Raw genomic sequence first — 14,237 nt, 5'->3', positions numbered from 1 at the left:
GCTGCCCTTTGATGGGGCGGTAAAACATGAGCAAGGATGGGATTAAAACATGGCACGGGCGATATCTATTATTCGATGATTGTGCTTTGGAATGATTTGTATATTTCTCGTAACGGATGTTAACTTTACTTCTAAGTGTAAAATAATCATGTTTGAACTTATTGCCGAAGCAGCCTCCAGTATCAATGTTTTTTCAATGGCAAGGCGTATTGCTGCGTTTAATGTTCCAGTGCTTATCCATGGTGAAACCGGTACTGGTAAAGAATGTATCGCCAAATTTATCCATTCAATTACGTTTGCGCAGGAGCCACAGGCCCCCTATATCGGGGTGAACTGTGCCGCTATCCCTGAAAATATGCTCGAAGCCACGTTGTTTGGTTATGACAAAGGGGCATTCACCGGAGCAGTGGCGACCGTACCGGGGAAAATGGAATTAGCCAATAACGGTACATTATTACTGGATGAGATTGGCGATATGCCTTTAGCGCTACAGGCTAAAATATTGCGTGTATTGCAGGAACAACAGGTTGAGCGCTTAGGCAGTAACCGTTTAATCAAACTGAACTTCCGTTTAATTGCCTGTACCAATAAAAATCTTGAAGAAGAAGTGGCTGCAGGACGCTTCAGAGAAGATCTCTATTATCGGTTGTCAGTTATTCCGTTGACGATGCCGCCGCTGCGCGAGCGTATGGAAGACATTATTCCGCTGGCGGAGTCGTTTATCAAAAAATACTCCACGGTACTGGTTAAAAATATCAAGCTTTCTGAATCATCACGCCGGGCGTTACTCAGCTACGAATGGCCGGGGAACGTGCGTCAACTTGAGAACGCTATCCAACGGGGAATGATCCTGAATCGTGATGGTGTCATTTATCCAGATACCTTAGGTCTGCCATCCATTGAATCTGATTCCTGGAGCGAACCGCAATGGCAGCCAAAGCCCAGTATGCCAATAACGACCAGCGATAATCTGGGTCAGCATGGCCGTAGCGCGCAGTATCAATATATCGCTGACCTGATGCGTAAATATCAGGGTAATAAAACCAAAATTGCTGATTTATTAGGCATTACCCCACGCGCGCTTCGTTATCGTCTGGCGTCAATGCGAAAACAGGGAATAGAGATCTTTTCCTGAATCAGTCTGTGGTAGCGAGAACGCTTTTTTAATTTTAAGAGTAGGTCATGAGCATAAATACGATAGCCCCAGCCAGTACGATGCAGACGCAAATGATGCAGGACATGCAGCAGATGAAAGCGGTCGCTCAGGCGCCTGTCCTTTCGCCAATGCAGATTAACGCCGTGGGCGCCCAGTCGGCATCATCTCCGGTCTCGTTCGACCACGTCATGCAAGGCGCGCTGAATCATGTTGATCAATTTCAGCAGGTCGCGGAGCAAAAACAAACGGCCATTGAGATGGGGAAAAGCGACGACCTGGCGGGGGCCATGATTGCCAGTCAGCAGGCATCGTTATCGTTTTCTGCTCTGGTTCAGGTCAGAAATAAAGTCGCTTCCGGATTCAATGACCTGATGAGCATGTCAGTCTAACGCTATGAATGAATTAATAAAAAAACTCACTCAGTTTTTACCCTCGTTCTCTTTTCGCCTGGATGGTAATAAACGTCTGGCGTTACTGGCGGCAGCGGCCATTGCGGCGACAGCCATTATTGTCAGCGTGCTGTGGAACAGCAATCACGGCTATGTTTCGCTGTACGGTAGTCAGGAACATCTCCCGGTTTCACAAATAGTCACCGTGCTGGATGGTGAAAAGCTGGAATATCGTATCGACCCGCAAAGCGGGCAAATTCTGGTTCCGGAAGAGGCGCTGTCGAAAACGCGGATGACGCTGGCGGCGAAAGGCGTGCAAGCCATGCTGCCCAGCGGCTACGAGCTGATGGATAAAGACGAAGTGCTGGGCGCCAGTCAGTTTGTGCAGAACGTCCGCTATAAGCGGAGCCTGGAAGGTGAACTGGCGCAGAGCATCATGACGCTGGACGCCGTCGAGAGCGCCCGCGTGCATCTGGCGCTGAATGAAGAGAGTTCATTTGTCGTCAGCGATGAGCCACAAAACAGCGCTTCAGTAGTAGTGCGTCTGCATTATGGCAGCAAGCTGGACATGGACCAGGTAAATGCCATTGTGCATCTGGTGTCCGGCAGTGTGCCTAATTTGAATGCGTCGAAGGTTAGCGTTGTCGACCAGGCGGGGAATTTACTGTCCGACGGCATTGGCGCGGGAGAAGCCGTTTCTGCGGCGACGCGTAAGCGCGACCAGATCCTCAAAGATATTCAGGATAAGACCCGCGCCAGTCTCGCCAATGTCCTCGACTCGCTGGTCGGAACCGGCAATTACCGCGTGAGCGTGATGCCAGATCTCGATCTGAGCAATATCGATGAAACCCAGGAGCACTACGGTGACACGCCGAAGGTTAATCGTGAAGAAACGGTACTCGATAGTGATACCAACCAAATCGCCATGGGGATCCCCGGCTCGCTGAGCAATCGTCCTCCGTTGGCGGCAAACCTGGTGGGAAATGGCGCCACAGGGACGACGCCTGAGGATTCTCGCCAGCCAGCCGCGCTGTCAAAACATAGCGAGAACAAACGCGACTACTCCTGGGACCGTAGCGTTGAACATATCCAGCACCCTGGATTCGACATCAAACGTTTAAATGTGGCCATAGTCCTCAACCAGAGCGCGCCGGCATTAAAGAACTGGAAACCGGAACAAACCACTCAGCTGACGGCGCTGTTGAATAACGCTGCCGGGATTGATGCAAAGCGTGGCGACAATCTGTCCTTATCCCTGCTCAACTTTGTGCCGCAGTCGATCCCCGTCGAGCCGACGCTGCCTTTATGGAAGGATGACAGCATTCTGGCCTGGGTTCGCTTAATTGGCTGTGGCCTGCTGGCGTTACTGCTGCTGCTGTTTGTCGTGCGCCCGGTCATGAAACGTTTGACTGTCGAGCGCCGCCGGACCTCTACGCCTGAACTGGCGCTGGACGCCGCACCGATCGCGATCCCTGCGGACAAGCCCCATTTTGCGGCTGCTGAAGATGAACGCAAAAATATCGAACTGCCTTCTTTCCCTGGTGACGACAGCCTGCCTTCGCAGAGTTCCGGCCTGGAAGTGAAGCTGGAGTTCCTGCAAAAACTGGCGATGAGCGACACCGATCGCGTAGCTGAAGTTCTCAGACAATGGATTACCAGCAATGAGCGAATTGACAATAAATAACGGCAGTAACAACAGCTACCTGGAACAGGCCGCAATTTTATTGCTGTGTCTGGGCGAGGAGGCGGCAGCCACGGTGATGCAAAAGCTCAGCCGTGAAGAGGTGGTTCGTCTGAGTGAAAACATGGCGCGTCTGTCTGGCGTGAAAACCAGCATGGCGAAAAAAGTGATCAATAACTTTTTTGATGAGTTCCGCGAGCAGAGCGGCATCAACGGTGCCTCGCGTTCCATGCTGCAAGGGATCCTCAATAAAGCGTTGGGAACAGAAATCGCCAGCAGCGTGATCAACGGCATTTATGGTGATGAGATCCGCTCGCGGATGGCGCGTTTACAGTGGGTGGAACCGCGCCAGCTGGCGATACTGATCTCAGAAGAACATTTGCAATTGCAGGCCGTATTCCTTGCCTTCCTGACGCCGGAGATCTCGGCCACGGTACTGTCTTACATGAATGAGTCGGTGCAAAACGAGATCCTCTATCGGGTTGCCAAGCTCAACGATGTGAATCGTGATGTTGTGGATGAACTGGATCGGTTGATCGAACGTGGGCTGTCGGTGCTGTCCGAACATGGTTCGAAAGTGAAGGGAATCAAGCAGGCCGCGGATATCGTTAACCGCTTCCAGGGTAACCAACAGGTGATCCTCGATCAGTTGCGTGAACGCGATGAAGATGTTCTTGAGCAGTTGCAGGACGAAATGTACGACTTCTTTATCCTGAGCCGCCAAAGTGATGAGGTGCGCCGTCGTCTCCTTGATGAAGTGCCGATGGAAGACTGGGCTGTGGCGCTGAAAGGTACCGAAGCGCTGTTGCGCCGGTCGATTTATGCCGTGATGCCTAAGCGTCAGGTACAACAGCTGGAGGCGATAACGTCGCGCCTGGGTCCGGTTCCGGTGAGCCGTATTGAACAGATCCGCCGTGAAATCATGGGGATTGCCCGCGAGCTTGAGGAAGCGGGTGAAATTCAGCTACAGCTGTTTGCTGAACAGACGGCGGAGTAACACATGGCGATTGAAACCATTCGTGGTCGTTACCGACTGCACCGCTTTCCTCCTCGCCAGCGCCATTTGCAGGCTGAACAGCTCACGCCGGGGATCACGCCTGCGGATTATCAGCGCCAGCTGATGGACGGCTTCCAGGAAGGCCTGCAAAAAGGTTTTGAACAGGGGATGACGGAAGGTCAGGAGCAGGGCTTTCAGGAAGGTCATCAGAAGGGACACGATGAAGGCCGTCGTCAGGGATACACTGAAGGCAGCCTGGCCGGGCAACAGGAAGGGCGTAAGCAGTTTGAGCAAGCAGCGCAACCGCTGGAAACCATCACTGGCAAAGTGAACGACTACCTGGCGCACATTCAGCGTAAACAGCGGGAAGACCTGCTGCAACTGGTTGAAAAGGTCACTCGCCAGGTGATTCGTTGCGAGCTGGCGCTGCAACCGACGCAGTTACTGTCGCTGGTTGAAGAGGCGATTTCGGCCTTTCCTGCGATGCCTGAGTCGCTACAGGTCCTGCTAAGTCATGAAGAATTTAACCGCATTAAAGATGCTGCCCCGGAGAAGGTCACTGAATGGGGGCTGACCCCATCACCCGAACTGCAGGCGGGCGAGTGTCGGGTGATTACCGATAAATCCGAGCTGGATATTGGCTGCGAACATCGACTCGACCAGTGCATGTCGGCGCTCAAAGAGTCGCTTCTGCCGGAGCCGACGGGTGAGTGACCTGTCCAGCGTTGACAACGCGCTGCGTTCCATTGAGTCGATCCCTTTAGCCCGGGTTGCCGGGCGACTGGTGCGCGTAAACGGCATTTTGCTGGAGAGCGTGGGCTGTCCGCTGGCGACCGGCCAGCTGTGCCGCGTCGAAAGCGCCGACCATACGTTGATCGACGCGCAGGCGGTGGGGTTTAACCGCGATATCACCTACCTGATGCCCTTCAAGCATCCCGTCGGACTGATGGCGGGTGCGCGCGTTTTCCCCGAAGAAAAAACCCAGGAGATCCTGATTAGCGAAAGCTGGCTGGGGCGGGTAGTCAATGGCCTGGGTGAACCGCTGGATGCCAAAGGGCGTCTGACGGGCAATGACGTATTGCCGCCTCAGGCGCCTTCCATTAACCCCCTCACGCGTCGGTCGGTGAACCAACCGCTGGATGTTGGCGTTAAAGCAATCAACGGTCTGCTAACTATCGGCAAAGGCCAGCGTGTGGGCTTGATGGCCGGCAGCGGCGTGGGAAAAAGCGTACTGCTGGGGATGATCACCCGCCAGACCAAGGCCGACATCGTGGTGGTGGGGTTAATTGGCGAGCGTGGCCGCGAGGTGAAGGAGTTTATCGATCACGCTCTGGGCGCGGAAGGGTTGGCAAAATCAATTATCGTGGCGGCGCCTGCGGATGAGTCGCCGTTAATGCGTTTGAAAGCCACCGAGCTTTGCCACTCTATTGCCGCCTGGTTTCGCGATCGCGGACATCACGTTTTACTGCTGGTGGATTCGTTAACCCGTTATGCCATGGCGCAGCGCGAGATTGCGTTGTCACTGGGTGAACCTCCGGCGACGAAAGGCTATCCACCGTCGGCGTTCGGCATGATCCCAAAGCTTGTGGAAAGCGCTGGCAACAGTGAAAGCGATGGGTCAATGACCGCCATTTATACGGTGTTGGCGGAAGGAGACGATCAGCAGGATCCGATCGTCGACTGTGCGCGTGCGGTGCTGGACGGGCACATTGTTCTGACCCGTAAGCTGGCGGAGGCCGGACATTATCCGGCTATTGATATCGGGCAGTCGATCAGTCGATGCATGACCCAGGTAACTCCCCACGCGCATCAGCAGTCGGCCCGCCTGCTCAAACAGAACTATGCCGCCTATATGGAAATTAAGCCGCTGATCCCGTTGGGCGGATATGTTGCAGGAGCCGATCCCGGCGTGGATAAGGCCGTCAAAGTGTTCCCCGCCATTGAGCGTTTTCTGCGCCAGGAAGTCAGTGAACCGGCCTCTCTGGAGCTGGTGCAAAGCCGCTTACAGACCCTTTTCCCGCAGGCAAAGAAAACGGAAGGTAAATAATCATGCGGCAAATTATCGATACCCTGGCGCAACTGCAGCGCCTGCGGGATAAATCAGTCAAAGACATGACGGTACAGTTGGCTAAACAGCAACAAGTTTGCATCGGTTTTGACAATAACATCAAAGCGTTGGGCTACCTGATTCAAAAAACCGGCACCGGCGTGGAGGTGCCTTGCGTTGAATCACTCAAAAATGTGACCGGATACAAAGGCACGCTGCGCACGGTTATCGCCTGGCAAGAGCAGGAGAAAACGCTGGCTAAAATCAAAGAACAGCGTATTCAGAAAAACCTGGTGTCAGCGGCATGCGAAGAGAAAATTGTCGCCATGACGCTCGATGATAAGCGCGATGAACTGAGCAATGAGGCACTGGTTAAAGAGCAAAAAGCCGTAGATGAAATTGCCGCACAATGCTGGTTAAGACAGAAGACGCTGGGAGTGATATGAAAACGATCATTACTTTCGGCACCTTTGATGTTTTTCATATCGGGCATTTGCGTATTCTGCAACGTGCCGGACAGTTGGGGGAGCGACTGATCGTCGGTATCTCTTCAGATGCGCTAAATATGCATAAAAAAGGTCGGATGCCGGTTTACAGCCAAAGCGATCGCATGGGGATTGTTGCCGGGCTGAAATGTGTGGACAGCGTGTTTCTCGAAGAGTCGCTAGAGAAAAAAGCGGACTATATTCGCCAGTTTAACGCCGATACGCTGGTGATGGGCGATGACTGGGCAGGGCGCTTTGATAGTTTGTCGTACCTGTGCGAAGTGGTCTATTTTCCCAGAACGCCATCGATATCCACCACCTCGATTATTGAGGTAATTACCAACCAAAATCAAAACCTGTAAAATAATATGAAAATAAGACTATTCATTGAAACTAAAGAAGTTACGCTGCCGCTTCAAATGTCTAATTTTATTCAAGATATGGATGGAGTAGTTAATATATTATTTATTTGTTCTGATAAATTGAGTGAAAAATGGCTGGAAAAGAATTCAAATATTGTTTTTAAATATAATGAATCCACACTACTGCCTGCGCTGGATAAAATATCACATGTACTAACTAAGCTCTCGCCAACAGCACTAGATATCCATGCGGCGCTGGCTGAAAGCTATGACTTACTTATTCCGTTGTTGATGAGATTAAACTCTCTTCGGTCGCTAATCCATCTTCATGTTTATGAAGGAGAGATAGCCGAGCTAGTTGCTGCTTCTGCACTTGAAAAAATCCCAGTAAATTTATTTAATAAATTGGTCACTGGATATGGTAATACCATAAGTATGGCATTAAATAATAATCATAACATGCCAAAAGATGAGTGGAATATTGCCGCCGGATATGCCTGGCATAAAGTGTTAACAACAACTTATTATCTACAAGAGAATAGCTCATTCAAAAATTCAAAGAAATTGCCTTGTGGTAATGTACCGGCAATCGATGAAAATAAAATAACGGATTTTCTGGAACTATTCAAGATACCAAATGGTATTTATTCTCAATTACGAAAGATAAGCTCGTCATCTCTACTATTACTCAGCACCTCACCTCGCTTTCCCTCGCTGAAAAAACAACATCAAGAAGCGCTTGTGGACGTTATTCAGCATGCAATCAATGAATTTGCAATTTCTGAAGAGAAAATCCTTCTCTTCCGCGAAAAGAAAGAGGGTGAAGTCGATGGTGAAATATTACGTCAGTTGGGATGCAAGGCTATCAAACTCCCTGAGTTAATCACTCTTAATTTTTTAAAGGTTCTACAAATATTACCTTTAGCCATTGCCGGATATTTTTCAGATGAACTATATCAAGCGCCAGAGAAAAGTATTCTATTTTTTCTAACAACAGAGTTACCAGAAGATACTGATAAGTACGCTGGTCACATCAACTTTAGCAATAAGAAAATTTATCATGTAAATGAGTTAGTTGGTGTTAAATCCGGTTCGTTTAAGAAAAGGGTATTTTATTGTCCTGGGTCGATGGGGGACGCGATCTACGCGTTGGGTTGCCTCACTGCATTTAGAGAATGTCATGATGAGGATTTTATCTTTATTGCACACAAATTGTATCATGACCTTATCGCTTCAAGTCCTGTGGTGGCACAGTATTGGGATATCAATGCGCTGACAGAAGATGCTTATATTGATATTGCGATTGCGCGTCAGGAAAATAAATTTCATTTCCTTGGCCACTGGGAGGATATAGTAGCATCTGAACATATGACGGATGCTTTTATCGGTGATAGTATTCATAATCATTCCTTGTGTAATAAGCAGCCTATGATTTCATTGGCGTCATTGGATAAGAAAAACGTCAATGATTTTATTCATAATCATTATTTGCAGAAAGAAAAAACAGTCTTATTACATCCCAATATAGGCTCTCCAAACCGGACGTGGACCGAAAAGGGATGGAATCAACTCGCGAAATACTTTATTGCTGCAGGCTGGAAAGTTGTCATTATTGGCAGCGATAATAATAAGTATCAAGAGAAGAAGATGATGGATATAGATATCCCGGAGGCTATCAATTGCATTAATCAGTTCTCTATGCTTGAGATGATTTATTTGATGGAGCGGTGTCAGCTACTGGTTGCTTGTGATTCTGGTCCTGTCGCACTTGCTGGACTCACTTCAATTGCTATTTGCGCGTTGTACTCTATTATTCCGGCCAGTTACCGATTGCCCTACAGGAATGGTCGGTATGGGTGGAATGCTATGGGTATTGATACAGAATGTCAGTTTGGTCAATGCGGTCACCTTATCATGAGTCCGCAATTCGTTAAAAACAAACTGGGCAAAGAATTTACACGTCCACGAGGTGATGAATTTTCTGTCTGGTGTCCGAATGATAAAAAATATCGGTGCATGAAGAAGGTTACCGCCGAATATTTTTGGCATCAGATTCAATTATTTTTGAGTTCTGATGATTATGTGAAAAATTCTTAAGTATTTCTATGATTAAATATTCTAAATGGAGTGGTTATGGGGTTTTTAGGTCGTTTTCCTTTACGCAAAATAGTTGAAAAATACCAGGTGACGCATTTGGTTGAAACTGGGTATGGTATTGGTAACTCATGTCGTATGGCATTGTCGGCAGGTTTTCACCATGCGTTGTCCTGTGAGATATATCAGCCATTGTATGAAAAAGCACTACAAGAAAAAAATGAAAATATTACAGTTTGTCCGGATGATAGCTTATCATTTCTGAACTCGGAAGCGGTCAATGATATTTTGAGGTGCCGCCGTAGTCTCATTTTTCTGGATGCTCATTATCCTGGTTCAGATTACTGCAATGAACACTATCGCAGTGACGAATGGGATAAAGATATTCGCTTGCCACTAATTAACGAGTTGCGAATTCTGGAAGGCAAAATTGATAATGCGATCGTTATTATTGATGATTGCAGAATATATTTGAAAGACTTTGCCGTGACAAGTGGTACTTTACCAGAATATGCCGATCATGGGTTTGATCGTGCTAATGAATTTATTGGACTATTAGAGAGTTTTGCCGATACACACTCCTTGCACTGGTATCCTGAAGATACTGGATACGCAGTTTTATGGCCTCATAGTTTAGCTGGTGAAGCGATTAAACCACTCATTTTACCTGGGGATGTTACCAGTAAGTTTCTGATTAACCGGGGCGTTGTGGGGACGACCAGTATGTCTGTAAATCGTCGACTTATGGATGCACGGTTTACTTCTCGTTGGTTTGTTGGCGCTGGTTTGGATATAGGTGGAGGACCGGACAGTATTGGGATTTACCACTCGCTTTTCCCTCTAATGAGAACGGTGACGGTCTATGACTTACCGCAAGGTGATGCCCAATACTTAGATAATGTTAGTGATGATAGTTTTGATTTTGTGTATTCTGCACACTGTCTGGAACATGTGGTTGACCCGTTCATTGCTATCAATAACTGGATGCGAGTGCTTAAACCAAATGGTCATCTCATTATTACTGTTCCTGACGAAGATATGTATGAACAAAAAGTATGGCCATCGACTTTTAATACCGATCACAAGCATACTTTCAGTATCTTCAAGAAAAGTAGTTGGTCACCGGTATCGATAAATGTATTGGAATTGATTCAGACGATAACCGCAAATCATGACGTTCAGAAAATTGAATTACTAAATCATAGCTATTTGTCTGGTCTCCCTCGGTTTGATCAAACTCGCACACCATTTGCGGAAAGTGGTATCGAGATTGTTATAAAAAAACGACCACAATAAAATTAAAACCACCGGTTTAACGGTGGTTTTATCGCCAATTCATATCAGAAATTTAGCTAAAAAGTTTTCTCTGTAGACTATGTAATAGCGTATTACTGTGGGCATTCTCTGTTTCCGTAAGCAAAGCGGCGATCTCCTGAGCCGCCCGTTTCCCCGCCTGACCATCCATAAACGCATCGCAATAATGGTGGCGAATCTCCTCCAATGGCGCTTCCAGCGCAGCCCAGTCAAATGCGGATGACAGGGCGTGGCGCAACGTCTGTATATCCTGTGCCACCGGGAGAACATCGCGAATACGCTGATCAGCGCTGTCAGGAGTAGAGAAACTTTGTTGACCATCGAGCAGCAAGGGCATCTCTGGCCAGCTCAGTAAAATGACGCGTTTATTCATATGAATGGCGTCAAAAATAAAGCCGCTGCTGTCTGTCAGGACGTAATCCGCCTGCGCGATAAGCGCCAGCAGATGCTGTGGATCGTCAATTCGGTTTTTTAAATAGCGCTGCGCCAGTGCCAGAGAGGCGGCTTCTTCCGGTCTGTGCAGGGTGCCATGATGTAGTTTGGTGACGACATTGTATTCATGACTTAACCGGCTGAGCTGTTCCGCCCAGTGGGGGAGAGAGCTTAGCGCGCCATAGGTTGGCGCATACAGGATGGTCTGCTTTTTCGCATTCAGCTTCAGGCTTTTTGGCAGCGCAGTATCGTAAGTGTGATTATGCCACTCATCGAAACGGGGATTGCCCACCACTTTGGCGCTGCCACCGATATCAAGCGCGTGCTGGCTATAGTGGCTGTAACACAGGATGCGGTGATAAAAGGCGTTCCACCAGGCATGATTCCACTCTTCTTTCGCCAGGCCATACAGGGTGCGTACATGGGTATCCGCCAGCCCGTTCAGCAGTGGCGTGTAGTAAGGGCTGACCAGGCACCGGAAGCGCTGACGGTTCTCAATGACCGCTGAAAGACGCGTACCGCCGAGCGCAGGGTCGTTGATGGCTTTAATCGTCGCGGTCATCTCATCCAGAAACGATTTAGGTATTTTGTCACTGACCAGCAGCGAGCAGGTATGGCCCATCGCCTGAAGCGCGGTAATGATAGGGCGGTAGACCGCGTAGTGCAGCGAGGTTTCCATATAGAAGCCAATGGCATCTATCTGCGTGGATGCCGTAGGAAGCGGGTTGCTTACCAGCGTGCTGACGGTGGCGGGTTTCTTATTGATTTTGTTGAAGTAGTAACCGATGTTATCGGTTTCTTTTTTCTCAATATCGCTGTATCCCGCGCGCTGATAGCAGATGCTCGGATAGCAGGAAAGCCATTTCCCTTCACGCAGCAGCGGCTGCCATTGCCCTTCGAGCGTATCTGAGAGGTCATGCTCCATCTGCTGAGCCAGCACCGGGTAATAGCTGCTGTTGACCAGATAGGCGCAAACCTTATTGCAGTCACGGGCATGGATCATGCCATTGAGGCTTTTGAGTTCGCGGCCTTGTTTAATTTCTCCGCCGAGGATAACCACTTCCCACGGAAAACCAGGCAGCGCATTCAGAAGTGAGTTGAGTACCCGGATATGCTTTTCCTGCTTCAGGATCACGCTATCGTCTTCAAGTAGCAGGTAGTTTTTCCAGCCGTTACGCTGTGCCAGTTGCAGCGCCTGCAGATGGGACTGGCGGCGACCAGCCTGGCCGTTAGTGGCAACGGACGCCGCAAGGCGGGTGATCTTTTGCGCCGGGAAATTGAGAAACGCCAGCTCTTGCTGGATGTGGGCTAAACGATCCGGGCGTGAGTCCAGATTCACGATCACCACCTGATCGATGTAATCCCACTGGATCGGCTGATGATGGGTGGCGTTATGCAGGCTTTGATACCAGTTTTTCAGCATCGGGTCTGTAATCGCCTGTGCCAGCGAGGTTTCCAGCGGCTCGCTGCTGCCCAGCACAAAGTCTTTATCGAACGTATTTTGACTGTGCGAGATACAAATAATGGTGCGCTCGCCCGGCAATTGCAGCGGGTTTGCGGTGAATTGATTAGTGAATCCTTCCTCTTCGCCTAAGTTACATTCATCATCGTAACGGTGCTTTTTTAAATAATTGCGGTGGTAGCAAAAGGTGCCGTTGAGAATGTTCTGCGGGCCAAAGCTGCGGCTTTTGAACACGCGGTTGATATGGCTATACCAGATGGGGATCTGATCGGAACCTGAAATCAACGCCCGGTGGCGCTGCATCATGTCGATAGTGTAGGAGATCTTATCCGCCGGATAATAATCATCGTCATCCATACAGAGAATATATTCGCCTAACGCCAGCGCATTGAGCATGTTGCGCTTTTTTCCCAGCGTCAGTTTTTCCGCATGGTAGATATAACGAATATTGAATTTCTCCGGGTGATTCTGCGTCAGCCTGTCAATGATTGACTGATGGCTTTGTGGGGAATCATCCAGGATCACCAGCTCCCGGCGGTCGGCAGGGTAGTCCTGATAGCGGAACATATACAGCAAATAGGGTAAGAAAGCGCCGCGGTTCCACGTGGGAGTAATGACGCTGACAAACGGTTTTTCGCGACCAGTGTCGAGCGTTTTAACGATGCCGGTCAGGGCGGAACGTGCTTTGGAGGATTCAGACATGGTGATGTGTATTCGCGATTCGAAAAAGGACCGGGTATGTACCCGGCCAACAGGCGCTAACGTGTAATCAGGGAGAACGCCGAGAGCAGAGGATCTCCCGACAACATATCCAGAATATGCTGACGCAACGAGCGGGCATTCTCGCTGTTGCGCCACGCTTCAAACAGCGCGAAAAGGGCGTAGATTTCGTCATGGCTCAGCGTGGAATCATCCATTGTCCACAGGCAAAATAGGGTGCGAAGCATAAAGATGTCAGCCACCAGCCAGAAGAAGCGCTGCAGCGCGCTTTCACTCTCGTGCTGCGGGAAGGTATCGTGATACAGGCGATAAATCAGATAGTTACTGAATATCCATGCGTCATGGGCAAAGTAGCGCTCATAGGTCTTTAACCACTGATCCTGCAACTGCTGCTGAAGCATAGCCTCACTGTTTGCATCCTGGAGCATCAGCAGACTTACCTGCAGAGGTAAGGTCAGCTTGCGCGTGCTTTCCGGCAACAGATCCCAATTGAACTCACAACTGCCCATTTGGGTGATCAGCTCCCGCTGCAGCTGGGGCAGGCTGGGCAGTTGCACGAACTGCTCCTGCAGTTTTCCGCTTTGCGCGTGGGCGGCCAGAACCTGCGGCAGCGAGGCCAGTTTCTCAAGCATAGGATCGCTGTCGCCAGGGCATTTCTCGGAAAAAGAGAGCATGATGCCCAGCGCATACAAGCGCAGTTCCGGTGACAAACCGGGGAGCGTGATGGTATGCAGAGCAGATTGATTAAGTACCTGATCGCGTGGAGATAACGCCGGGCTGTCCGCATCGGCTGCACATTGCGAGGTATGCAGCACAAAGGCGTTGGGATCGCCTAATGCAGCCTGACAGCTGGCCGGATCGGTTAATACCAGACTCTGACGTACTTCCGTTTTCCAGCGCATTTCGGCCAGTAAAGCGGAATCCGGATGGTGGGATAAAAACAACCGGACAAAGTCAGGTTCATAACAATCAATCATACTCATAATGTGTTCTCAGCAATCCCTAAATTCAAAATCTGGCTACATCATTGCAATATCCATGCCTGAATTTTTATTGTATTTATATCAATTAGTTAGGGTGTGCGCGGAAAGTCGTTTT

12 protein-coding genes are annotated in these 14,237 nt (G+C 49.4%); 10 read left to right on the top strand and 2 right to left on the bottom strand.

What is annotated here, in order from left to right; translation table 11 throughout:
- Window positions 1–148 precede the first annotated feature (148 nt).
- The 10 genes from HV237_RS19080 to HV237_RS19035 are packed head-to-tail and all read left to right on the top strand — an operon-like array spanning window position 149 to window position 10,507.
- Window positions 149–1,135 (top strand): sigma-54 dependent transcriptional regulator, encoded by a 987-nt coding sequence (locus tag HV237_RS19080; protein WP_016151826.1) that lies wholly within the window; start codon window positions 149–151, stop codon window positions 1,133–1,135.
- A 47-nt stretch (window positions 1,136–1,182) separates the two neighbouring features.
- Complete coding sequence (locus HV237_RS19075; RefSeq protein ID WP_029139418.1) at window positions 1,183–1,545, top strand: flagellar hook-basal body complex protein FliE; 363 nt, start codon at window positions 1,183–1,185, stop codon at window positions 1,543–1,545.
- Window positions 1,546–1,549: 4 nt separating this feature from the next.
- Window positions 1,550–3,229 (top strand): flagellar basal-body MS-ring/collar protein FliF, encoded by a 1,680-nt coding sequence (gene fliF / locus HV237_RS19070; protein WP_047357622.1) that lies wholly within the window; start codon window positions 1,550–1,552, stop codon window positions 3,227–3,229.
- Window positions 3,207–4,223 carry a flagellar motor switch protein FliG gene (locus HV237_RS19065; protein WP_003838846.1) on the top strand — a complete coding sequence of 339 codons (1,017 nt, stop codon included), beginning with the start codon at window positions 3,207–3,209 and terminating at the stop codon, window positions 4,221–4,223. Before fliF ends, HV237_RS19065 begins: the two co-directional genes overlap by 23 nt.
- A gap of 3 nt (window positions 4,224–4,226) precedes the next feature.
- Window positions 4,227–4,937, top strand: coding sequence for a flagellar assembly protein FliH (fliH, locus tag HV237_RS19060; RefSeq protein ID WP_016151829.1), 711 nt, complete (start codon window positions 4,227–4,229; stop codon window positions 4,935–4,937).
- A complete protein-coding gene (gene fliI / locus HV237_RS19055; protein WP_019076075.1) occupies window positions 4,930–6,270 on the top strand; it encodes a flagellar protein export ATPase FliI in 1,341 nt (446 codons plus the stop codon). Before fliH ends, fliI begins: the two co-directional genes overlap by 8 nt.
- A gap of 2 nt (window positions 6,271–6,272) precedes the next feature.
- Window positions 6,273–6,716: a flagellar FliJ family protein gene (locus HV237_RS19050; protein ID WP_016151831.1), complete on the top strand. Its 444-nt coding sequence runs from the start codon at window positions 6,273–6,275 to the stop codon at window positions 6,714–6,716.
- The gene (locus HV237_RS19045) at window positions 6,713–7,117 is read left to right on the top strand and encodes an adenylyltransferase/cytidyltransferase family protein (RefSeq protein WP_047357623.1); all 405 of its coding nucleotides are present in this window, start codon (window positions 6,713–6,715) and stop codon (window positions 7,115–7,117) included. The genes HV237_RS19050 and HV237_RS19045 overlap by 4 nt, the downstream gene beginning before the upstream one ends.
- Before the next feature lie 6 nt (window positions 7,118–7,123).
- Window positions 7,124–9,214 (top strand): glycosyltransferase family 9 protein, encoded by a 2,091-nt coding sequence (locus HV237_RS19040; protein WP_249414931.1) that lies wholly within the window; start codon window positions 7,124–7,126, stop codon window positions 9,212–9,214.
- A gap of 36 nt (window positions 9,215–9,250) precedes the next feature.
- Entirely contained in the window at window positions 9,251–10,507 is a 1,257-nt protein-coding gene (locus HV237_RS19035) for a class I SAM-dependent methyltransferase (RefSeq protein ID WP_081304338.1), read from the top strand.
- 52 nt (window positions 10,508–10,559) lie between these two features.
- Here HV237_RS19035 and HV237_RS19030 read toward each other — a convergent pair whose 3' ends face one another.
- Together HV237_RS19030 and HV237_RS19025 are read right to left on the bottom strand one after the other, a co-directional pair.
- Entirely contained in the window at window positions 10,560–13,121 is a 2,562-nt protein-coding gene (locus tag HV237_RS19030) for a glycosyltransferase (RefSeq protein ID WP_094169187.1), read from the bottom strand.
- A 56-nt stretch (window positions 13,122–13,177) separates the two neighbouring features.
- Entirely contained in the window at window positions 13,178–14,122 is a 945-nt protein-coding gene (locus tag HV237_RS19025; protein ID WP_047357625.1) for a hypothetical protein, read from the bottom strand.
- Between the last annotated feature and the right edge of the window lie 115 nt (window positions 14,123–14,237).

The sequence above is a fragment of the Citrobacter sp. RHBSTW-00570 genome, from assembly GCF_013739755.1.
Taxonomy (GTDB): Bacteria; Pseudomonadota; Gammaproteobacteria; order Enterobacterales; family Enterobacteriaceae; genus Citrobacter; species Citrobacter braakii.
Note: the sequence above shows the minus strand (reverse complement) of the source record. Positions and strands in the feature narration are given on the sequence as shown.